General features: G+C 46.0%; 14 protein-coding genes. 2 read left to right on the top strand and 12 right to left on the bottom strand.

The features are described from left to right. Nucleotides 1-57: 57 nt before the first annotated feature. Nucleotides 58-1452 carry a DHA2 family efflux MFS transporter permease subunit gene (locus QQL36_RS23675; RefSeq protein WP_321566989.1) on the top strand — a complete coding sequence of 465 codons (1395 nt, stop codon included), beginning with the start codon at nt 58-60 and terminating at the stop codon, nt 1450-1452. Nucleotides 1453-1577: 125 nt separating this feature from the next. Continuing rightward, the gene (locus QQL36_RS23670) at nt 1578-2207 is read left to right on the top strand and encodes an HAD family hydrolase (protein ID WP_083723232.1); all 630 of its coding nucleotides are present in this window, start codon (nt 1578-1580) and stop codon (nt 2205-2207) included. Nucleotides 2208-2556: 349 nt separating this feature from the next. Here QQL36_RS23670 and QQL36_RS23665 read toward each other — a convergent pair whose 3' ends face one another. The 12 genes from QQL36_RS23665 to QQL36_RS23610 all read right to left on the bottom strand — a co-directional run bounded on the left by QQL36_RS23665 (nt 2557) and on the right by QQL36_RS23610 (nt 23300). Further along, nucleotides 2557-3981: a glycoside hydrolase family 30 protein gene (locus QQL36_RS23665; protein WP_321566988.1), complete on the bottom strand. Its 1425-nt coding sequence runs from the start codon at nt 3979-3981 to the stop codon at nt 2557-2559. Nucleotides 3982-4172: 191 nt separating this feature from the next. Next, nucleotides 4173-6515 (bottom strand): glycoside hydrolase family 3 N-terminal domain-containing protein, encoded by a 2343-nt coding sequence (locus tag QQL36_RS23660; RefSeq protein WP_321566987.1) that lies wholly within the window; start codon nt 6513-6515, stop codon nt 4173-4175. Between the two features lie 99 nt (nt 6516-6614). Next, nucleotides 6615-8084 carry a RagB/SusD family nutrient uptake outer membrane protein gene (locus QQL36_RS23655; protein WP_179091132.1) on the bottom strand — a complete coding sequence of 490 codons (1470 nt, stop codon included), beginning with the start codon at nt 8082-8084 and terminating at the stop codon, nt 6615-6617. A gap of 19 nt (nt 8085-8103) precedes the next feature. After that, nucleotides 8104-11130, bottom strand: a complete 3027-nt coding sequence (locus QQL36_RS23650; RefSeq protein WP_083723229.1) for a SusC/RagA family TonB-linked outer membrane protein — start codon at nt 11128-11130, stop codon at nt 8104-8106. A gap of 291 nt (nt 11131-11421) precedes the next feature. Continuing rightward, nucleotides 11422-13254 (bottom strand): 7TM diverse intracellular signaling domain-containing protein, encoded by a 1833-nt coding sequence (locus QQL36_RS23645; RefSeq protein ID WP_321566986.1) that lies wholly within the window; start codon nt 13252-13254, stop codon nt 11422-11424. Between the two features lie 17 nt (nt 13255-13271). Further along, entirely contained in the window at nt 13272-13889 is a 618-nt protein-coding gene (locus tag QQL36_RS23640) for a DUF4412 domain-containing protein (protein ID WP_321566985.1), read from the bottom strand. After that, nucleotides 13879-14958, bottom strand: coding sequence for a hypothetical protein (locus QQL36_RS23635; protein ID WP_321566984.1), 1080 nt, complete (start codon nt 14956-14958; stop codon nt 13879-13881). Before QQL36_RS23635 ends, QQL36_RS23640 begins: the two co-directional genes overlap by 11 nt. After that, nucleotides 14955-18887: a PAAR-like protein gene (locus QQL36_RS23630; protein WP_321566983.1), complete on the bottom strand. Its 3933-nt coding sequence runs from the start codon at nt 18885-18887 to the stop codon at nt 14955-14957. The genes QQL36_RS23635 and QQL36_RS23630 overlap by 4 nt, the downstream gene beginning before the upstream one ends. Continuing rightward, a complete protein-coding gene (locus QQL36_RS23625; protein WP_321566982.1) occupies nt 18884-19555 on the bottom strand; it encodes a hypothetical protein in 672 nt (223 codons plus the stop codon). Before QQL36_RS23625 ends, QQL36_RS23630 begins: the two co-directional genes overlap by 4 nt. After that, the gene (locus tag QQL36_RS23620; protein ID WP_321566981.1) at nt 19555-20028 is read right to left on the bottom strand and encodes a hypothetical protein; all 474 of its coding nucleotides are present in this window, start codon (nt 20026-20028) and stop codon (nt 19555-19557) included. Before QQL36_RS23620 ends, QQL36_RS23625 begins: the two co-directional genes overlap by 1 nt. Beyond that, nucleotides 20028-21425 carry a DUF3289 family protein gene (locus tag QQL36_RS23615; RefSeq protein WP_321566980.1) on the bottom strand — a complete coding sequence of 466 codons (1398 nt, stop codon included), beginning with the start codon at nt 21423-21425 and terminating at the stop codon, nt 20028-20030. The genes QQL36_RS23620 and QQL36_RS23615 overlap by 1 nt, the downstream gene beginning before the upstream one ends. 27 nt (nt 21426-21452) lie before the next feature. Further along, nucleotides 21453-23300, bottom strand: coding sequence for a type VI secretion system Vgr family protein (locus QQL36_RS23610; protein ID WP_321566979.1), 1848 nt, complete (start codon nt 23298-23300; stop codon nt 21453-21455). Between the last annotated feature and the right edge of the window lie 158 nt (nt 23301-23458).

The raw sequence follows: 23458 nt of genomic DNA, 5'->3' as shown, positions 1-23458 counted from the left end.
GCAATAAGCGGAAGTTGGTATTTCGCAAAAAGAAAATAATTAATAATTTAGTTGTACATGAAGCAACGTTTTGGAATCCTGTTCCCCCTCATCCTGGGGACCTTTATGGCGGGAATAGACAGTAGTATCGTGAATGTTTCCCTCCCCACAATGAGCACTCAATTTGGGGTTGGGCTGGATGCAATAGAATGGGTGATCGTAGCCTACATGCTAGGTTTCTGTGTGTTTATGCCCCTCACCACCTGGCTCAAAGAACAGATCGGTTTTTATGCATTGTACCTGATCAGTTTGTCGATCTTTACCTTCGGCTCCTTATTATGTGCGATCTCCAATAGTCTGCCGGAACTAATTGCGGCCAGGGCTATACAGTCCTTCGGCGGCGGTGCAATTACGCCTACTGCCATGGCGATATTGACGTTGGTCTTTCCAGCAGAAGAAAGAGGTAAAGTCATGGGGTGGTGGTCGCTGGGTAGTATTGCCGGACCGGCCATAGGACCGACTTTAGGAGGTACGCTGACCAACCTTTATGGCTGGCCTTCGATATTTTATATCAACTTGCCGATTGGTATTCTGACCATCGGTATCGCAGCATATAGTTTACGGTTCTTAAAGACAAATGTTCGCCAGCCTGCTCGGTTTGACGCCAGTGGATTCGGACTTTTTACTGTCTTTATTGTGTTGTTCCAGTATGCTATCGCTGTATTGCCAGCTAAAGGGCTTACATCGCTGGGGGTATGGATACCTTTTATTGTCAGTATTATCGCAATTGTTGTATTTATCCGGCGCAGTTTACCGAATCCGCAGGCGCTATTTAACCTGCATATTTTCAGGCACAGGATCTATACTTATTGTATCTTAATCACCTGTGTGCGATCGGTTGCTATCTTTGGTGGTTTGTTTCTTCTGCCCTTCTTATTACAGGGGCAAATTGGGTTTACTGAAATTGCATCAGGGTTATTAATTTTACCTTTCTCAGCAGTGATGGCGCTGGTCACACCTACTGCCGGATCGCTGTCTGATAAAATTGGACCACGAAGATTGATCATAGCGGGGCTTATATTAGTTGCTATATCTATGATACAGCTTTCACAATTAAATACACCTGCTTTATTTCCTATCATTGCTGCCATGGTCGTGAGAGGGCTTGGTATTGGTTTGTTGGTGTCGACTATTACCTCCGCTGCTATGAGTGCAGTTCTTCCGGAAGAAGTCACGCAGGCATCATCTATGTTTTCATTATTACAACAATTAAGTGGTACTATCGGTATTGCATTTAGTGGGTTGCTTCAGCAATACATTATGCGATATTATACTGATGGGAAAGGATATACGGAAGTTGTGGCGCATCATTACGGCATACAGGATACGTTCTTTATAGCAGCTGTATTGGTAGTGATGACCGTACCTATTGCTTTGAAGCTACCAAATTTTGTGAAACGGCCGGTTAAGTGAATGCAGGGATTAAGAGGGGAAAGGGAATAGATAGAGAAAAGTTATAAATCACATCCTCGCACATTCACATAGAGGAATTTCATAAATTACATCTGCGCACATTTTTATACCTTAATTTCAAAACCATGCAGCACTCGGCAAAGATTACGACGCTATTCCTGGACATCGGCGGGGTATTATTAAGCAACGGTTGGGACCGTGCAGCCCGTAAAGAGGCAGCCAGGATCTTTAACCTGGATATTATAGAACTGGAAGAACGCCACCACCTTACCTTCGATACTTACGAAGAAGGCAAGCTCACGCTGGATGAATACCTGACAAGAATTGTCTTTTACGAACACAGGGAGTTTACAAGGAATGATTTTAAGGAGTTCATGTACAGCCGTACGACTCCTTATCCCGAAATGATAGACCTTATCTGTCAGTTGAAGGATCATTATAAACTGAAGATCGCGATTGTCAACAATGAAGGACGAGAACTGAATGAATACCGCATACGGACTTTCGGCATTGATAAATTTGTGGATTTCTTTATTTCTTCCTGTTTTGTGCATTTCCGCAAGCCTGATGCCGATATATGGCGAATGGCGCTGGATATTGCGCTTGTAAAACCACAGGAGGTATTATACCTTGAGGACCGTGCAATGTTTATTCATGTTGCTGAAGGGCTGGGGATTAATGGGCTTTTGCATGAGAATTATACAAAGACAGTTGAGAAATTGAAGGAATGGGGACTTGAACTACCTCCTCAATAAAAATATCGCACTGCAAAAGGCAGGACGGTTATTAATGTAATGAGGCTTCTCCCGCCAAAAAAGAATCTAACGGCAAAAGGCAGAAGAGTCCTTAATGTAACGTGGGCTTCTCATCCCCAAAAAGAATCTAACGGCAAAAGGCACGAAGGTTATTAATATAACGAGGGCTTCTCCCCTCCCAAAAAAGAGCCTCCCGACAACCGGAAGGCTAAAGGGGGTGCAAATCAACGTAATAGAAGATTATTTAAGTAGTATTACAAATATATGTTGGACCGCATATATATAATATCCCACGAACCGTGTAATTTTATCGGGAAGCATTCCTGTACAGAAATGCTTCCCGATAAAATTACTTCCACACCAAAGTCACTACTGCTCCTGCCTTTAGCTCATATTTATACACCCGCGCCCCATCCTGCACAGAAAAAGCCTTTGCCTCCTCCCCGCTATTCAGCGCTACCAGCACCCGGCTACCATCTTTATTTAAAAACGCCACATTTTCCACCCCCTCAGGATGTGATGAATAGATCCTTTTCGCCCCGGGCCGTACAAATTTGCTGAAATGCGCCAGCGCATAGTACTCTACATTCTTTGTCACCGTCCCGCTGTCTGACCGAACCTTTACCACCCCTCTGCAGTTCATACACCCCTTGTTCACCTTCTCCCCTGCCTGTGCAGGCTGATTGGTCGTAGGACCGTTATTTTCATCCAGCGCCATATTCCAGAGTAATACGTTCTTTGACCAGTTATTGACGGTGCCTATCAGTAGATTGCCCACCATATATTTCAGGTTGCCTCCAAAGTCAGGCGCCCAGCTCCCACCGGAACACTCTGTGAAATATAACCCCTTGTCAGGGTGCGCGGCATGTACCAGACTCATAGCACCTACTGCACCTTCATAGCAATGGAAAGCTGCACCAGTTACGTACTTCCCAGCCACCGTATCGTCTAAAATAGAAATCGGGTATTCCGGGCTATTCCAGTTATGATCGAACAATAATATCTCTGTATGGATACCCTTTTGTTGTAATACAGGTCCTAAATGATCCTTAATAAAGGTTAACTGTTCAGGCGCCGTCATCTTCATGGTAGGATAGGCCGCTTCGTATTGCGGCTCATTCTGTACACTCAGACTGGTTGCGGTGATGCCTTCAGCACCTAAGGCCTGGATATATTTTGCAAAATAGGAGGCATATGCAGCATAAGCATCCGGTCTTAATGAACCACCTTCCAGCTTGTCACTGGTTTTCATCCATCCCGGTGCACTCCATGGAGTTACCATGATGTGGATACGAGGGTTAATTGCCACCACCTCTTTTAGTACAGGGATCAAAGCACCCGTATCTTTTGCTATGCTAAAATGCGCCAGACTATCATCCCGCTCACCCGCAGGCATATCGTCATAACTATAAGGCGAAAGAGAGAAATCAGATGCGCCTATTGACAGCCGGATATAATTTATCCCGATCCCTTTTTCTGCATCAAACAATTCATCGAGCAGTGCTTTGCGCTTAGGTGCTGTCATGTATTGCTGCATCACATATGCCGATGACCCGGTCATAGCCGCACCAAATCCTTCTATCTCCTGGTACTGCTGACTGGTGTCAATTTTTAAATTTAACAATGCGGTGTCCTTCTCCGATTTTAGAAAAGCCTGCTCCTGAAATAACTGTTTTTCGTCTCCTGTAGTAAGGAAAACACGTGCATTCTCATTTTTCTGGGTACAGCCGCCCAGTACCGATGCTAAGCATCCGGCATACAACCATAACTTCATGATAGGAAAGTTGAGAAATGGGGGCCGTACCGGCCCCCACATGAATTATAACTTAGCCTGTTGGCAAATTTACCACATTGATCATAACCTAACCTGTTGGCCAATCCACCACATAGTTTATAACTTAAACTTCGCGGTCAGCTTAGCCACACTTATCATAACCTAACCTGCTGGCAAATCCACCACATAGTTTATAACTTAAACTTCGCGGTCAGCTTCGCCACATGCACTTCAAAATCACCCGGCTCCAATACCGGCTTGCCATCCACACCTGCAAATGCTAACTGCTCTACAGGAATATCAAATGTCACTGTCTTACTCTCCCCTGCCTGCAGCAAAATCTTCTCAAACCCACGCAGTCTCTTCACATCAGGCGAAATCAATGTCGCTACCAAATCAGATGTATACACTTCTACTGCTTCTTTACCGGCTTTACTACCCGTATTCTTCACATCTACTGTTACGCGCACCACACGGTTCGCCACCTCAGCTTTAAGGTTGCTGTATTCAAAAGTCGTATAGCTCAACCCTGTACCAAATGTATACTGCGGATTGTAATCTGCTTCATAATTATACACCCCTTCTGCCTTTGTCTGCTCTTCTGATGGCTTATGAATATACCCTATCAGCGCATTTGGATAACGTGGATACGTATACGGCAATTTACCGGATGGATTCACATCACCATACAACACATCTGCTATCGCATCGCCACCAAAATTACCGGGCAGATAACCCAGTACCACACTTTTCACTCCCTGCTCAAACTTGCTGATGATACGCGGACGACCTTCTGTCAGTACCAACACTACTGGTTTACCAGTCGCAATCAGTTGCTGTGCCAGTTTGGTCTGGTCATCGCCGATATACAGGTCATTCAGGTCACCCGGTTTTTCAGCATATGAGTTTTCACCCAGACACAATACTATCACATCCGCCTGTTGCGCAGCAGCGACTGCATCTGCCAGCCGATCAGGCGCTTCTTCGTACCACTTGCCATCAGCCTTGTAGCTCACACCAGGAATGTAAGTTACATTCTCTGCACCTGCTTTCTTTTTCAAAGCGGCAAGGATGGTATTGTATTGAGCCGTAAACTGGGGTACCTTTTCTCCCTGCCAGCTATAGCTCCACGCACCATCCAGTGTACGCATATCATTTGCGTTCGGGCCAGTGACCAGTATTTTAGCCCCCTTTGTTAATGGCAATACATTACCTTCATTCTTCAGCAACGTAATCGCTTCTGCTGCTGCATCATAAGATGCTTTTTCAAACTCTTTGCTACCAAATAAAGGATAGTCTTTGTAGTTAGTAACCGGTTTCTCAAAGAGGCCCAGTTCAAACTTTACACGCAGTATTCTACGCACTGCATCATCCACTCTTGCCTGTGGCACCTTTCCTTCTTTCACCAATTCAACCAGTCCTTCGCAGAATGGTTCATAGTTGTAAGGAATCATGGACATATCAATACCAGCATTGATAGCCAGCATGATCGCCTCTTTATCGCTACCTGCTATATGATCACGACGGTACAGGTTTTCAATATCTGCCCAGTCAGTCACCGCCAGTCCTTTAAAGCCCAGTTCTTCCTTCAGTAATTTCGTCAGAATTTCGTAGTTCGCATGTACAGGTATACCATTGATCTGACCAGAGTTGATCATAATGGTATGTGCTCCTGCTTCTACCCCGGCTTTGAAAGCTGGCAGGTGGTATTCATACAGCTGTTGTTTGCTGATGTTCGCAGGTGTACGGTCCTTGCCGGATACGGGTGCCTGATAACCTAAGAAGTGCTTGATACTCGCAGCTACATGGGTTGGATCATTCACATCATTCTTCTCCCCTTCATAGCCTTTTACGATTTCATGTCCCATCTGTGCACCAAGGTAAGGGTCTTCACCAAATGATTCCCATATACGCGGAAAACGGGGATCTCCACCTAAATCCAGCACCGGAGAAAATACCCATGGGGTATTACTGGCCCTTGTTTCGTACGCAGTGATCTCTGCACCTTTGCGTACCAGCGCCCTGTTGCGGGTAGCTGCCTGTGCAATCTGCTGCGGGAACAAGGTGGCGCCTGCTGTATAGGTCGCACCATGAATCGCGTCAATGCCAAAGATCACGGGTATCTGCAGGGCGTTGCCTTTCATTGATACCTGCTGAATATAGCTGACAACCTCCCACCATCTTTGCGGGGTCAGGGCTTTATTATTTGCAGTGTTCAGTACGGAGCCAATCTTGTACTTCACCAGTGCTTTCTGCATCTCTGCCGTATCGATCACCAGCGGGTCAAAGCTCGCAAAACGGTTAGGGCCTTTCCCAACTACGTCCAGCGTAATCTGGGCCATCTGCCCTACCTTCTCTTCGAGTGACATCTTTGCCAGCAAAGCTTCTACCCTTGCATTTATCGTCCCGGAATCATAAGCTACCACTTTGGCAGGTGGTGCTGCTTTTGTTTTTTTCTGCGCGTGCACCTTTGTGAGCGGGCATATCATGCCACCCACCAATGCAACTGTCAGCAGACGTTTTCCAAAATCCATGTTGTTGTGTGTTTAGAGTCGCTATAGAATATATTTCTCAGCGGGAATTGAGCATATTCCCGCTGAGAAGATAGCCCCCTTTTAAAGGTTAAACAATGATTAATATCCTGTATTCTGGGTCAAATTCTTATTCAGCAACCTGTCCTGCTCCGGTATCGGGAACAAATACTGATGCTTGTCAGTATTCACCCCATAATTGATGGTGGTACCGGATTCATCTTTCTGACTGTTCATGAGGGTCACCACATTCACATACCCGTTTTTCTCTGCACGCATCAGGTCATTCCAGCGGGTACCTTCGTTCACCAGTTCCAGTCTTCTTTCATTCAGGATGGCGGTCGCCAGGTCAGTCTTCGTAGTCGCAGTAGTATTGTCCAGACCTGCACGGGTACGGATCTGATTCAGCAAGGTGATAGCGGTGGCTGTATTGCCTAACTCGTTATTTGCTTCTGCTGCCAATAAAATAATATCCCCCAATCTTAATAAGGTAATATTATCAGTACTATTCCAGCCACTTGGATCAGGCCATTTGTTCATAAACGGAATTGCTTCGGTATATTCCCAGGCCGCTGCCGGACTGTTAAAACTCGCATTGGCAATCTGCCAGTTGAACGTGGCAGTATAACGTGCTCCCGCCGTATCGCCAGCAGCTTTGAATGCCTGAATCAGATCATAAGAACCGATGTTACGTTTTGCCCATTGATCGGATGCTACGTATGCAAACATCTCCACCCCCCAAAAGCTGTACGTACTACCTGAATACTGAATCTCCAGGATCGCTTCACTGTTGTTCTTATTCGCAGCGCCCCATAAGTTGGCATAGTTACCTACTAATGAATAGGTACCGCTGCTGATCACTTTATTCGCATAGACGAGACTGTTAGTATAGTCCCCCATCTGCGCATAAGTCTTTGCCAGCATGGCATCGGCAGCACCTTGGGTTGCACGGCCATACTCGCCATTATAAGGAGTAGTATTTAAAGTACTATCTGCATACACCAGGTCTGTGATGATCTGTGCATATACTTCGGTGCTGGTAGCACGGGAAGGATAATAGTCACCACCGTTATCTTCTGATGTAATCAGCGGTACATCGCCCCACTCTGTCACTAACCAGTAGTAGTTCATGGCACGCAGAAAACGGGCTTCACCCAGTATCTGCGCTTTGCGGGTGGTACCTGCCCATTCGTCGGAATTCAGGCCGGGTACTGCATCCAGCACAGCATTCACTGCACGGATATTGTTGTATAGTTCCTGCCAGTCACGCTGGATATTGGTATTTGTCGCCACATAGGTAAACATCTCCAATGGTTGCTCTGCCGAAGTGTTATCACCGTTTACATAGCAGTTGTCAGAACGACCATCTGTATTCATCAGGTTATCGTACTGGAAGAAGTTACCATTGGCCATGGTGCGGTAAGCACCGGTCAATCCCTCTTCCGCATCAGTAGCAGAGGCATAAAAGCTACCGGTGCTCAGGTCAGATTCAGGTGTTTTATCAAGAAAGCTCTTTTTGCAGGCAGTAAATGCCATGGCGAAAGAAAGCGTATATAAGAGTTGTTTTTTCATGTTTCCAGGATTAAAGCGGTTAGAACTGTACATTCAGGCCCAGGGTATAGGTCTTTGCTGCAGGGTACGTACCATTATCTACACCCAGTGTCATCAGACTCGCGCTGGAACCGGCATTGGTCGCCTGGTTGTTGGTACCTGTACCAAAACCATTGATCTCAGGATAATATCCTTTGTAGTTGGTGATGGTGAACAGGTTCTGAGCGGTGGCATATACACGCACTCCAGCCACACCGATACGTTTCAGCAGAGATGCATCTACATTGTAAGCCAGGGTAGCGCTACGCAGACGGAAGAAGGAACCATCTTCCACATAGTTGCTCGCAATCTGGCTTTGCAGTAATGCAGCCGCTGTCGCATTGGTAGTACCGTTGTCTTTTGCACGTGGAATGTCTGTTACATCGCCCGCCTGTTTCCAGCGACGAAGTACGGAAGCGCTTTCGTTCGTGTAGCCGGTCAGGTTTTCAATTTCCATACGGGTTTCATTGTACACTTTGTTGCCGTGTACACCGTCGAACAATACATCCAGTGAGAATTGCTTGTAGTGGAAATTAGAATTGATACCGTATGTGTACTTTGGCAATGCATTGCCCAGGTCCATCATGTTGGCACTGTATACCATGTTGCCCGTTTGCGGATCTACGCCCATGGCTTTGTAACCCCAGAAGGTACCGAGGGAATAACCATTCTTGATCAGACCTGTGTAAATAGGTTGTTTACTACCGCCTACGCTTACACCGCCAGTCTGGTAAGAGGTGGTAGAATCCATACCGGTGATCTTGTTACTGTTGAAAGAGATATTCGCGCTTACATCCCAACCCCAGTCTTTCTTGTCAACGACGATCGCATTCGCACTCAGTTCTATCCCTTTATTGATGTCGTGCCCTGGCAGGTTTACAGCGGTTGTAGCACCACCAGTGGTGAGTGGCAGCTGCTGGGTAAAGATCATGTCATCCACTTTCTTGTAGTAATAATCTGCAGAGAAGGTGATCTTTGATTGCAGGAAGCTTGCATCAAAACCGATGTTCGTTTGCTTAGCAGTTTCCCAACGCAGGTTAGGGTTACCAATCTGGCTGCTGGGGCTTACACCCGGACTAGCCGCACCGGAGCTCCAGGAATAAGCGGAACCGGCACTCAGCAAACTGTATGTTGGATACAGCATGGTATATGGAGGCAGGTTACCAGTTGAACCATAACCAGCACGGATCTTCAGGTTCTGTACGAAGGTCACGTTCTCCATAAATTTCTCCTGGCTCACTTTCCAACCTACGGATACCGCAGGGAATGTACCCCACCTGTTATTGATACCTACACGGCTGGAGCCATCTGCACGCAGCGTGGCGGTGAACAGGTAGCGATCTGCATAAGAGTACATCAAGCGACCGAAATAAGAATTCGTGGTCCAGTCGTATTTGCCTGTGCTGATAGAATAATTTGTACTTGCACCATTCAGTGTAGTAACGGTACCGGAAGCAAACCCGGTTCCATACTGGCTGCTAGTGGCAATCTTTTCTTCCAGTGCTGAAGTACCGACTACTACATTCAGGGCGTGTTTGCCAATATGCTTGTCGTAAGTCAGGGTATTATCCCAGCTGTAGCGGAACACTTCGGACGTGTTTTCACGACCGGCGCCGGTGAGGGAGATACCATACAGACTGGTGTAAGGATTCAGGAACCAGTCGTAGCGGGAGTTTTCCATGATGGCGTTGAACTGGCTACGGTACTTGATATTGAATGGCAGCGTAATTTCGGTGTACACATTGCCCAGCAGGTTGTTGGCAATGGTCTTGTTTTCAGACTGCCAGATATCGGACAATGGGTTATCGCCGGAGAAGAAGTTGCTGTAACCATACACGCCGGGGTACGGAGAGCCTGCAGGCATCTTAATAGGAATATATTCAGGAGTTACGAGGGCGGCAATTACCGCACCACCGTTCTGGGTAGAAGCGTTTTGTGGAGTGGAGCGCTGGTAAGAGCGGTTGTAACTCACGTTACCACCTATGCGCAGCCATTCTTTTGGTTTCTGATCCAGGCTGAGTTTTACAGAATAACGGTTAAAGTTGGAACCCACCATGATACCATCCTGGTTCAGGTAACCAACGTTGAAATAGTAAGTCCCTTTGTCAGAACCGCCGGACATACCCACGTTTGCGCCTGTTTGCATGGCCTTGCGGTAGATGATGTCCTGCCAGTTATTGTTGGTAGAGTCCAGGTTGTAATAAGAAGGCAGACTTGGCGTAGTACCATGAATGTCTGTCATGAGGTCTACCCATTGGGTGTTGTTGAGCACCGGCAGTTTCTTTACGATCTGCTGCATACCGGTGTACACATTAGCATCCACTTTCGTAGTGCCCTTGTTACCTTGTTTGGTCGTGATCATCACCACCCCGTTAGTAGAACCGGCTGCACCATAGATACCGGCAGCAGAAGCGTCCTTGAGTACAGTGATGGACTCGATGGTATTCGGGTCGATAGTTTTGATATCGCTGGCCAGTACCCCATCTACTACATAGAGTGGTTCACCGCCATTGGGACTACCGATACCACGCACTCTTACAGAGAGGTCTCCACCTGGCTGACCGGAAGGTACAGAAACCTGTACGCCCGGTGCTTTACCGGTAATCGCTTCTACCGCGCTCACGATGGGACGACTGGAGATGTCTTTGGTAGATACGGTTGTAATGGCAGATGTAACGTCTTGTTTCTTCTGGGTACCGTAGCCGATCACGACTACCTCGCCCAGGTCAGTTTTACCATCTGTCATGGTGATGTTAATTGCGGAACGGCCGTTTACCGCGATCTCCTGGGAAGCATAGCCTACATAAGAAATTTCTAACGTGGCGGTGCCGGGAGCGGACAGGTTGTAAGAACCATCGCCCTGGCTGGTGGTTCCTTTAGTGGTGCCCTTGACCCTGATGGTGACCCCAGGCAAGGCATTTCCTTTACTGTCTTTGATTTGTCCCCTGATGTTGCTGTTTTCCTGTGCGAACAATTGGCAGCATAACATTACCAGGAAGGTTGTCAGGAATGTTACCCATTTTTTCATAATGTGTGTGTTACGTCAGTTTGATTTAGTGGAAAAGGATACGACTGTATCAGTTGGCTTCATAACGTTTATGAGGATAAAGTTAAGGGTATTTATAGGTACCAATCAAAATTATTTTATCGTAAATGGCTGAATTTAAATTAGTTATAAAATATTTGATACGCTTCAGTACCGTTGAGTAATACGTTTCGAAAGGCTTGATAATGACAGATTACATGGCGATTTTCCTTATATCTGGTAGGAAACCACTGATACGGTTTAATACCATTTAAAAATAATTTGTTGATGCGGTCAACCATCTTCCTTATCGTCCAATACCAATAAACTCCACCCCTGTCCATTAGCATTTTTGAGGGCTTTTTTCCTTTCTTCCATCATTTTGGTAATGCGGGAAGCGTAAGACCAGCAGGTACTTTGGCGGATTTCCAGGATCTCGGACAGTTTATGGGAAGAGATTTTTCCTTTGCTGCTATAAACTAAAAAGGTGAGATAGAAGGCTTTATTAATAGGAATACGGATATTCTGGTAAATGGTGTACGCGGTAGCGGATTCCTCGTAGCTGCATTTGGTACAACGGCGGCTAAAAGGCTGGTGCCCGGGATAGAAATTATCATTCCCGCACTTGCGGCAATGGTAGGGACCAGTCCATTTCAGGTCTGCCAGGAATTGGAGACAGCTTTCCTTGTCAGGGTAGATTTTGCTAAATTCTTCAAAATCAAGGGAAGTCGAGAGGGCGCGGGCGCGGCTGACCTCTTCCACATTTGTTTGCAGTTGTTTATTGTGTAGTTCCAACAGGGCGTTCATGCGGGAGATCTCTGCCGCCTGTTCGGAGATCTCTTTGGTTCTCGCTTTGACCTGGGCTTCCAGTTCCTTGTTCAGGTTATCTTTTAAACGGGCATTTTCAGTCATCTGGCGGATCATCTGGCGGTGGGCTTTGTCCCTTTTGCGTTTTAACAGGCGAACTTTATCCCCTACGGCGAAGCTGAGGAAAAACATCTCCAATATAAAACAGCAACTCAGGCTATAATAGCTGATGGCGCCAAAATTCAGCCAGGTATACCCTAGCATGATAAAGAACTTGAGCATAAAGCCCACGAAGAGAAAAGCGTACCCCAATACAAAGAAACGGGCCGGCCGGTAGCCTTTGGACCATACATGGATACCTGTGTAGAATGCGACCGCCAGGGGTAATAGTTCTATGAATTTATAATTGAACCAGTAAGGATTGATGAACAGACAGCCGAGGAAATACAGGCACCTGAGTCCTATGACTACGTTTATGAGGCGGTACAAAAACGGCTGCCGGACCTTTAAGTGTAATAAGCTACTGGTAAACAGCAGAGCAAAAATACTCATGGTGAGCAATGGCCAGGCGAACGCCTGCTGGTTCCAGAGTGGCCAGTTGGGCCAGAGCCACTGGTAGGCGATACCATCTGTACAAAGCTCGTACAGGGCTACGCTCATTACATATAATACATAATAAAGGTATTGGCGCTGGCGCATGGCGATGAACATGATCAGGTTGTAAAAGCTGAAAATGAGGATCATGCCATAGAAAATGCCGAAAGTGAGGTATTCGGAGAGGGCGTAACTGACAAACCGGTCGATGGAGCGGAGTACAATGATAATATCTGCCGTTTGGGAGGATTGGATCCGGAAATAATAAACGGCGCTGTCCTGCCGGAAGTTGTCCAGGGGGATTTCGAAGTTCTTATGCCGGAACCATCGCTGGGCAAAAGGGTATCTGGCACCTAATTGTAGTTTTTTAAAAGCCCCGGTCGTATCAGGCAGGTAGGCCGTGATATCGTCAATGGTCTGGTCGAAGAATTCGAGGAGATAGTATTTATCGGCTTCCCGGTTATGTCCGATGCGGATACGGTACCAACAAACGGCGCCCAGTTGTCGGTTCTGAGGTGTACTTTCCAGGCTGGCGCGGAATTGCGCCTGCATGGCAGGCTGAGTCACATCGTGGATATTCAGATTGCCATGCGGGTCGTTCAGAAATTCGATCTGGGCATAGGTAAATATGTGTTCATTCAACGAGCTGTCGATATGCACTACTTGCTGCCCTTTAGCAATAGTGGTCAGTAGCAGCCATGCCCCCCATAAAAGCCAATTACGCATAGAGCGCAAAAGTACGGTTATTTCATTTTTGCCGTAGGCCCTTCGATGGTGAAAATCTGATCGCTCAGTTTTTTGGGCGTAATGGCGGTGGCTGTTGAGGTAAATTTGTAGTATTTACTGTCTACCGTGATTTTTAGCGGTACAGCGTGCGTGGCATTCCCATATGTATTCCAGTTGGCGTAGGCGTGCTTTTTATAAGCGGCAGCGTTCATGGGGAATTTTTTGCTATAGGCGTAACGGGAAATGCTGGTTTTGGATGTAATGATAACTACATCACAGGGGTAACCGAGCACGGTATCGGCGTTATTGAGGTGTTCAATGCGGGTTACGCTGTCGGCATTTTCAGCACCGTCGTAGTAAAAGAGGGTGTCTGATTTAGGGAATTTGTTGTATAGCCGGTTGGTTTGGTCGTCATAGACCTGGTAGGTCATGTAGGACCCGTTGGAGTAATTTTTATATTTCCCTTCTTTGATATAGTAGTCCAGCTCGTTCCCTACCAGTTTTTCGATCATTTCAACGGCGATCATTTTGCCTTCGAATTTGTTTTGGTAGCGGATTTCGCCTTCAAAGTTCTGGGCTATGATTTTCCCGGTCAGGAAGCAACAAAGCAGCAATAAGATCATTCTATTCCCCATATAGATTCTTTACAGCGGCTAAATTATAAAAATTTTGCTGTTCCAGGTAATCAATAATCTCCTTATCCCTCGCCTCCAGGTTAAAGATCAATTCTGTGGCTGGCCAGCCACCGCTGCTACCATATTTTTCCTTTAAAGGAATAAAAACATTATCTACATAAGCCGCGATCTTTCGCTTCTCATTCTGGTTAAAATCGCTTTTATTCTCATATAGTTTGAATACATAGCCGTACAATGCGCTGATCATTCTATGCTCATTACCATCCGTATGATCCGCTACCCATTTCAACAATCCCTCCCTGATCACCAGCTGATTCTTACAATCTTTCCTAAAAATAATAGTCGCTACTTTTGCCAGCCCATCATCATCATCTGCTCTCAGGTATTCATTCATCACAAGGTCATTTATTTTCTGATCTTTGGTATACCCATAAGAAGTAACCAGTACTTTTAAAAAAGAGGTATCTTCATTCAGGAGTATAGCCAGATCCGCCTTGTTGTCATTGAAAAAATACTTATTTCTTGAAATCAGTTTCTGCGTATACTTAGTATCGATCTTAAAATGATCATCATCTACAAAGGTGCCCAGTGATGAAATCAATGGGATATGCGAAATGAAGCTGAACTCTTTTGACGCGACCACATCATCTGTCATCATGGGAAATGGATTCTCTATATTTCCACCTTCATAGAGCATGGTGAATTTCTCATGTTCCTTAGTCCGGCAATTGCCGCCTGCATTAAAATTCTCAGCAAAGAGTTCATGCAGTTTCTTTTGAAACACCTCCTTTGCAGGGGTTACATATCCCTTTGTTTTCAGAATCTCTGCAATCACCGGTAGTGCAATGTTCATATCTTTTTCAGCATATTGATATGTACCACCTCCTTCGTCGTTCAGGTTCTTCTGTAACTCGCTCTGTTTTTTTAATTCCGGATTATTCATAATCACTTCCTTTTCATTACTAACTGTCGTATCCGCCGTCTGCTGTTCAGTGGCCTCTTTGGGCTTCGCCTGTTGCTGACAACTGGTACAACCGATTATTCCTAAGATGATAATTAAGTTTCTCATTCAGAAAATTTTAATCCTATATGAAAGTGGTCCTGGTGCACATCTGCATAGTCTCCACTTGAGTGTTTAATACCAGCTTTGTACGTGTAGTTATTTATATAATTCCACTTCGTAGCAAGTTCTAATAAAAATTCCAGCTTCGCAACAAAATCTGCAGTAGTTGGAAATGCCTGCGCAGCCTGTGACCATATGACCTGGCCTGCGGTATTGGGACTACCCGGATAACGGATATCTACGTCAACACCTACCCTGTGAGAACTATGCCCGATGTTCCGTGCATCATTCGCCGAAATATCGTTATAGTAAAGTGTGTCGGAATATCCCTTCACTGGCAGACAGAAGAAAAAGCCCAGTAAATGCGCCGCCATTTCAGGAGAAGCATAGTTATCACCGCCTTTATCTCTCGTACCAAAACGGCCCCAGTTCGGACCTGTTTCAGGGAATGGCAGTAAGCGGATATCGACCTTGTTCCCTCTGAAGGTACTCTTCATTTCTTCTGAGTTGATGTACTTTGTGTACACAGACTTCTTATCTACAATCACCTCATACCTGTATTGTTTCGAAGCCAGGTTTTTATATTCATAAGTGACCGTGAAATTATCGACATCTATCTTATACCTGTTACAATCTTTTTCGGGCACCGTTTCCCCATACTTACATTCATTCACTTTGAATACTTCAGCAGTATTCTTAAATGCTTCTTTCTTCACGCCATAGGCAGTTTTACCACCCGGCAGTGACTGGTCCGCACCCACGATCACACTGATCACGTCTTCATCCTTTTGTTTATTGGCGACATGTTGGATTTTATATATTTTCCAGAAGGCCATAGAGGCCAGCAGGGAGATCTTTGCATTGGTCCGGAGCAGGTCAGGGGTGGTTTCGATATCGCCACCTTCCTTTTTAGTATAAATATTTGCTGCCTTATAGTTTCCTCTTCCGGTCAGTTGCAGGGGCCCCATACCACGAAATTTCCAACCATCTCCTTCCTCCGTATTACCTAATTCAATTCCTTTTTCGGTCGTTGGTCCGTAAGCATAATTAGCTACCTTCTTTTCGCCTTCTTCATCCAGGCCATTTACATTCTCCTCTGTCTGACGGCCCAGTTCCTTTGCCTTTTTCTTTCCTTCCGCAGTTCTGAAAGCTTTGAACCGGCTCAGTCGTACATACCAGTAGTTGAAATTTTCATCCTCTGTAATATCCAGGCCGGGGCCGGACTCCCCTCTTACCTGTGCAAAGAAGTGGGCTTTATTCCAGCAGGTATCCATACCCAGTTCCTTCATATACTTTGTATAGTTTGCCGCTATCGCCGTCAGGTCGTCAGCTTTTGCCTGGGGAAAGATCTTCTTCAATTGGTCTACTGATACCTTATCCGCACAATTAGGGCATCCTGAAGTAGTGGGTGCTGTCTGTGCCGGTTCATTCTTTAATACGGCCGGTGCATTCTTATCTGCCAGCTGGCTCCATTCACCGGCATGGGCATCAGACATTTTCAGGTGCTGGAAGAAATAGATCTGGTTCGGAAAATGCTGTCCATCGTCTGTAACTTCTTTGGGATACATGAAGGTCTTTGCCTCAGCTGATTTAATAATCAGGTAGAAAGCACTATACCCGTCATTCCTCGCTTTGCTGGCATGCTTCAGTTCATTGGTATCCAGCTGTAATGTGACAAGTTCAGTATTATCCGGTTTTATCTTCTTTTCAACCTTCATTTTCTCATCCGGCAGCTTATACCGGTTGTCCCAGAATTCGACCGTCAGTTCCTTGCCAGCGAGGTTAAGTGTCTGTATCTTAATATTAATTTTCTCGCCATACTGATAGACCCTGTAAGCCAGGTTGCCACCGGATTCAAAGTACTTGACATCCACAACTTCGGGGCGTTTGCTGATGTAGACATACTTGCCCGTTTCACTCCCCCGCATGTTACTTTCTTTGGCAGGGAAGATATAATCCTTTCCTTTGCAGGCTACCTTCTTCACACCATCAAACTGTAGTCCTGATTGGGTAGGCAGCATCACGAAAAACACATCGTACTCATCACCTTCAAACCATAACTCACTCAGCTTGCTCTTCAGGTCATTTGTATTGACATCGATACTCAGTACACCATTTACATCAAATTTGCCCTTTTTAGGCCCTGCTATGTAATTTGGCGCTGAATGCTCATCAGCTTCCAGGATGTGTAATTCAACCTCCTCATTGGCCGCATTGGCACTCTTAATGATCATTTTGAGTGTCTCATTCCAACCAGCCTTTGCTTTGTAGTTTCCTTCCTTATCACCAAAATACCAGGCGTCTATTTTTGCAAAATCCGCATTTACTTCCAGTGACTTTGTGGATGCACCCAATGTAGCAGTCACAGATGATTTACCTTTTTGTGCCGCATATACACCAGCAATCTTATCGCCTTTGCCTAATGCCGGCGACCAGGTAAAGGGTCCATCTTTCGAGGCATCGTAAGGCATTCTGGTAGTAGCGACTACATTGTATTTCTTACCCACTATCCAGTTCTTCGTGTTGTTTTCTTCTTTGATGTCTGTGATAGTATTCAGTGCCACTTCAAAACGCCAATCGTCTGCCTGATCACTGGCAGCGGGTGCATTCTTCTTCGCATTCCAGGCATCTGCTACAGATACATAGGCTTCAACCACGTACTTACCGGGGTTGGCAAAGTACTGATTACCATCCAGTGTGATGGACTTACCTGTACCTACATCCCGTCCATTCAGCTGCCATTTGATCTGGCCGACTTCAAAATCTTCGGGCTGTGTGGTGTAGGTCATCTTACTCACCTGGAAGGTCATGGTGGTACGTGGCCTGATCACGGTCGTATTCTGGTCGTTGGTAACGGCAACAACCCCATTCGCCTCAGATTTCATTTCTTTTGACACTACCTGCTCACCCATCTTTGCAGTGACGATGTAGGTAGCGGCAGAGTTATCTACCCTGAACGTGACCTTGTCCGTACCAGATGCAATGACATTCCCTGCCATATCGGTGACCTGCATAGATACCTGTTGCTTTTCTTCGGGAGTAGGTGGATCTATTTCGTAGACAGCACTGACGGTTACGTTCATCCCTCTTCTTACACGGTACTGGTCTTTGACAAAATGCCCCAGTAATCCATCCATACTGAATTCATTTTTCAGCTTGTTCACGGCAACTGTAACGTCGATAGAGCAGGTCGGATCCCCATTGCCATTCGCGCCATAGGCCATTACCCTGTAAGCACCTACAGTATCAAAGTTCATTTTAAAATCGGGGCCGATGGTTTCAAAGACGAGTGTACCTGTCTCAGAAAAGCCGAATCCTTTGAACACTTTCCAGCTCACCTTCGCCTTGTCCGCATTACCGGGATTGAAATATTCCTTTACCTTGAAGGTGACGTCTTCGTCTACACGGGTTACCAGTTCCGGTACTTTTTTCCCGCTCTGCACAGCTGCTTCGGCAGCAGCTACTTTCCCTTCGATAGATTTTACCTTAGGGATCTGCAATTTATTGTCCGGCGGCTCGGCCATTGGGTTTAGGGCGGCCATGGTAGAGACTTCCACATTATCGAAGTGTGCACTGGTTACCTGTGCCACCTGTCCGTGGTTGATGATGGTGATGCAGGGATTACCACTCACAGCGCAGGTAGCCTTGCTATCTTCCGTGAGGATCTTACCACCATTGGTGAGGGTGATCTTATTATAAAAACTATCCCATTTTGTGATGTTCACATTGCAGGCACTATTCACCTTGTTACAGCGACCAAAGGTTTTCGCTTCCAGTGGCTGGCCGATATCTTTCGTACTGGCGATAGGTTTAGCATCTCCGCTGCCATCGTTGATATAGTCACGATCATTGGAGGATATTTTCAACTTGTCGGGGGAAGCACCATAATCGCATTTGCAGGTAGCTCCCTGTACTACAAAGTGTTTTTCACTCATACTACAGTTTCTTTAATCGGATTACAAACAGCCGTGAGTTGGGTACGGCGAGGGGTACCATCCAGCTCAAAGGTCCATTCAGCATGGATGGTATCTATCATTTTAGTCAGTTTATTGATGGTAAACCGGATGTCGTGTTCATAGGGAACCGGTTCCTTAAAGGGTACTAACTGGTAGGCAGTACGTTTGCCACCCATGGCCACGTTGCACCAGCAGGTGAGGAATAGGTCCTGTTGCATCGCGTGCAGTACTGCGCCTTCATCCCGCAGGGCGCAGCCAGTGGCTATGATATATTCGATCGCTTCAGGGCCGGAAAAGTAATCCAGCAAAGATGGTTCCTTTTCTTCCCATTTCTTCATTATTTCAGCATGGTTAAAAACCCGGGTGATACTACCGTCGGTGGCTACACCCAGCTGTAATGGATAGATTACCTGGCCACATTTTGCAGCCAGATCAGCGGCGAGATAATCGGAAGAAGCTTCTCCATTTACAGTTACTTCTCCCCTCTCAAACTGAAAGAAAATACCCTGGTCATCTTCCACCTTCATACGGCTTACGGTCATGGTGAATGCCAGTACAGACGGGTATTGTATTTTTACGGTATAATCCACCGGGGTCAGGATTTCCACACGGGGCGGTCTCTTGCCAAATAAGTTAAAGATGCCCATTACTGTGTACATTTATTTTCCAGCGTATCGGTTTTACCGTTGACTTCCATCGTCCACACCCCATGAAGAGAATCTGTGCTACAGCGTTCAAAACGGTATTCTCCCTTGTAGTCTTCCAACTCCTGATTGATATCGTTATGAATATCCCAATAGTCTTCTTTGCCTTTCATATAGCTTTTCGTGTTCTTAGACAAACGGTAAAACTGTATGAAATAACGGATGTAATGTGCTTCCACATCAGTTTTGTTCACTGCACTATCACAATATTGATGAATGATTTGTTTGAGGCTGTCTGCGGAGTTGGGCGCATTCTCAATGAGTGCGTAACGGTAATAACCGGGACCATACTGCCCGTTTACTTCCACTTCTGCTTTATGATCCAGCTTGTCCAGGTATATTACATGAACGCCAGTAGATGTCGATGTACAGGCAAATAGAACAGCACTCAGTAATAATATGAAAGTATACTTCATTATCGCTTATTTTTCCTTTCCTGCGCACCCTCGTTTATATTGCCGGAAAATTCTTTGGTGAATTGCATTTTTGTTAAGAATGGTTTGTAGCCCCTGAGGTGTTGTAACAGGAACCATGCCCGGAAGCCAGCGCCCCAGGAGTAGAACTTTTCCATATCAGGTAGATCGAGGCCAAAGTGGTCCCAAAGCTGCACTTCGTAGCGGGCTTTGTAAGTATCGCCGGTTTGTTTGAAACTCAATAAGGTCACTTTGTAACTCCATACGTCATTGACCGCAATAGTCAGGCCTTTTACCAGGTTGTAGTCCCTGCTGTAAGGGTACGATGGGTGACCGTATGGATGAGAAGTTTTATAGCCGCTTTCAGTACCTGCATACACTTTCTTATCTTCCATAGTGATCAGTTCCCCGCCAGCCTTTTTGATGCGCTCAGCCATTTCATCTTCAATGCCTGTACAAAAGCGTTGGGTAGAAGGATTGGCCTGTGCAGCAGCGGTGAGTTTGGCATTTTCGTATACACCACCCTCATTCTTCTGGAACTTATTGATCATGGCCTTGATATTGTCGTTCAGATCGCCCCTGGCCATAGTTTCCACCATAATTCTGAAGTCGAGGAACAAATCATCGTCGTTACTGGAAGCGTTGGACAATTGCATCAGGTAACCGGTATCGAGGATCTGCTGTTGGTTGTAGATGGCACTGTACGTGGTGCCGCTGGCGGCGTTGGCGAACTTCGCGTCTTTTTGTGCGTCAAAGCCATCGTTGACATAGGAGTTTTTATACGCATCTACCTCTCCTTTCGTATATACCGGGCGTTTAGCCACCCCTTTTCCAAAGGCCATATCGTTGGCGATATCGGTACCGTCTTCATTCAGGCCGGGGGTGCGGTATACGTCTACCACCAGTGGCAGGTAAATGATCTTCGTAGTGGCAACCACCTTAGTATCCGGTTTGCGGAAAAAGGCATAGACACTTACTTCCTTATCGATGGTATTGCCATCTACGGTGATAGATTTATAGGCGATACCCTTCTCTACGCGGGTAGTACCGGTTTTGAAAGGGGTAATGGTTTTGCCGCCATCGAAAGAAAAAGCCCAGCTTACCAGCCGGAGCTGGTTGTCAGGTACCTGTTCACTAAAAGAGGTGGCTTTGAATTCGTAGGTATTCCCATTTACAACGCTTTTGGGACCTTCTACTTTCAGTACTTTGATGGTAGTGCCGGCGTTCAGTTGAACAGGGTCACTTTTGTGAAAGGAAACGCCGTCCTGTTTACCGTGGATGTTGATCCGTTTGCCGGATTGCAGGGCAGTTTCACCCACACTGTTCCAGCGGACTTTTTCACCATTTTCAGTATAGTTTTTGGCGACAATGACGAGGTTTCCCGTACTGTTATCTCCCATGGTTTTTCAATTAAAGATGAGGGGGCTCTAGAATAGTTTGGATTTCTCTGCGCTTTTGATCGCGACTGATTTACCAGAGTTGATGGTCATCTCTTCTTTGGAGCTGTCCACTTTTACCTGTTCTGCGGTTTTCTCAATACTCTTTGCCTGCACGTCCATATTTTCTGAGGCAATCTTTGTAATGTTGGTTGCACTCAGTTTATAGTCATTAACAGAGTATTGGGTCATGCTGTCGCCGGCGTTGTGCATGATGTTCATGCCTGCGCTGGCGGTCAGGTCGTATCCCGCGCTGTTGGTCAGGTAGGTACCGGCAGTCACGTCTACGCTTTCTACAGCGATGATGTTGATGTTCCGGGCCTGTATTTTGATATTTTGTAAGGCAGAGATAGAGATGTTCTGACCATTGGTATCCATAACGATGGTGTTGCCACCTTTGTCGTTGATGGTGATGAATTCCTGGCCGGCGGTATCATCGAGGCGGATGGTATGACCGCTGCGGGTTCTGATGGCTTTTACGTTATTGTCAGTATCGCCATAATCAGCTTTGCCGCCACCGTTATAGAGGGTACCGGTGATGTAGGGGGCTTCGGGGTTACCACCTTCAAAATCTACCCATACTTCTTCGCCTGTTTCCGGCAGGAAGTAGAAGCCTTTGTCACCGCCGCCATGAGGCTGAATGAGGCGGATCCAGGGGGTCATACCGTTTTGCCAGTTGAAGCGTACGCGTACACGGCCCAGGCCTTTGGGGTCGAAGTTTTCCACGACGGTCGCACTTTGTGCTTCGCAGTAAGGAATGTTTTCGATGTCCATGGGAGGGGCGGCACTGGCGGCAGGGATGCCTTCGAAGAGGTTATAGTATTCTCCGTTGCCATCACAGAAATGTTCTAATGCAGTAAGGAGGAATTCACCATGATCGGCAGTAGAGAAGATATTTTCCTGGATGCTGATGGTATCGCCGAGTCGCAGGGCAGTGCTTTTACTACGGCCATTGATGCGCACCATCCCGGCCATTTGAGCCTGTTGCTGGCGCTTACCGGTATTTTCCAGTTCTTCTTTTGCATTGCTGCTGAAAGCGTGAGGTACCTTGTAAGTAAAGGCGCGGTTGTAGAGTTTATCGCTCACGCTTTTTGCGTTTTGCGTGTAGTTATCTACGTTACCGGCGGAAATGGAATTGGTGTTGAAATCCACATCTGAATAGTTTCGATATTCCTGCGCTTTCAGGGCCTGATTATTCGGTACGGTTCTGAGTGAGATGGTGAAATCAACGAGGTTTACCTGGTGATACAGTGTTACTTTTTGCGGGGTATTTTTCCCGAATATGATGCGTTGTCCATTATAAAAAAACCATTCGCCATAGCGCTGTGATAAGCGGGTGAGAAACTGGTAACCGGTTTCTTTGTACTGCACAATGTATTTGAGCTGGGTTGTGTATGCCGGGTTGACTTCAGGAGAGCCGGGAAAGGCGCTGCTGGTCTTCAATACGGTGTTGACAATGTTGGCGAGGTGCTGTGTTTCGAAGGACTGCATGTGAGGATTGCCATCGAGCAGTATGGTAGGGCTGGATGCGTAAATGGTGCAATGACCGTTGATCGCATTGCTTTCCTTTCCAAAAGTTACAGCGGTGACGATACCATTAAAAGACAGTGGTGTACCATTGCCGGTACCTTCCATGCTTTCGACGGTCATGCGTACTTCTTTACCTAAAAAGGATTGTCCGGACGAGACAGGATCTTTTCCTAATTTAAGTAGCCAGTCAAAGCCAATTTTGATTTCCAGTGCGTGATGCCCTGTCATGGACTGTTTCAGGTGAACGGAATGAAATTGCCTGAATTGTTCATCTCCTATTGATACAGAGGTTTGGGTATATAAAGCCATTCTCTCAATAATTGATATGGTAATGCGGTTAACGAAATAGGTTAATTACTTACAAACAACCCGAAATTATAAAAAAAATTTGAATCTGTTGTTTAAACAGGCATATTTTTAATTATTAATGATTAATTAATAATTATATCATTTATTTAGATATAGTT

It is taken from the genome of Chitinophaga sp. LS1 (genome assembly GCF_034274695.1).
In the GTDB taxonomy this organism is placed as follows: domain Bacteria; phylum Bacteroidota; class Bacteroidia; order Chitinophagales; family Chitinophagaceae; genus Chitinophaga.
This window is presented reverse-complemented; position numbering and strand designations above follow the sequence as displayed.

Coding starts and splice junctions, on each gene's coding strand:
- QQL36_RS23675 (WP_321566989.1), top strand. CDS start 58: ATGAAGCAACGTTTTGGAATCCTGTTCCCCCTCATCCTGGGGACCTTT.
- QQL36_RS23670 (WP_083723232.1), top strand. CDS start 1,578: ATGCAGCACTCGGCAAAGATTACGACGCTATTCCTGGACATCGGCGGG.
- QQL36_RS23665 (WP_321566988.1), bottom strand. CDS start 3,981: ATGAAGTTATGGTTGTATGCCGGATGCTTAGCATCGGTACTGGGCGGC.
- QQL36_RS23660 (WP_321566987.1), bottom strand. CDS start 6,515: ATGGATTTTGGAAAACGTCTGCTGACAGTTGCATTGGTGGGTGGCATG.
- QQL36_RS23655 (WP_179091132.1), bottom strand. CDS start 8,084: ATGAAAAAACAACTCTTATATACGCTTTCTTTCGCCATGGCATTTACT.
- QQL36_RS23650 (WP_083723229.1), bottom strand. CDS start 11,130: ATGAAAAAATGGGTAACATTCCTGACAACCTTCCTGGTAATGTTATGC.
- QQL36_RS23645 (WP_321566986.1), bottom strand. CDS start 13,254: ATGCGTAATTGGCTTTTATGGGGGGCATGGCTGCTACTGACCACTATT.
- QQL36_RS23640 (WP_321566985.1), bottom strand. CDS start 13,889: ATGGGGAATAGAATGATCTTATTGCTGCTTTGTTGCTTCCTGACCGGG.
- QQL36_RS23635 (WP_321566984.1), bottom strand. CDS start 14,958: ATGAGAAACTTAATTATCATCTTAGGAATAATCGGTTGTACCAGTTGT.
- QQL36_RS23630 (WP_321566983.1), bottom strand. CDS start 18,887: ATGAGTGAAAAACACTTTGTAGTACAGGGAGCTACCTGCAAATGCGAT.
- QQL36_RS23625 (WP_321566982.1), bottom strand. CDS start 19,555: ATGGGCATCTTTAACTTATTTGGCAAGAGACCGCCCCGTGTGGAAATC.
- QQL36_RS23620 (WP_321566981.1), bottom strand. CDS start 20,028: ATGAAGTATACTTTCATATTATTACTGAGTGCTGTTCTATTTGCCTGT.
- QQL36_RS23615 (WP_321566980.1), bottom strand. CDS start 21,425: ATGGGAGATAACAGTACGGGAAACCTCGTCATTGTCGCCAAAAACTAT.
- QQL36_RS23610 (WP_321566979.1), bottom strand. CDS start 23,300: ATGGCTTTATATACCCAAACCTCTGTATCAATAGGAGATGAACAATTC.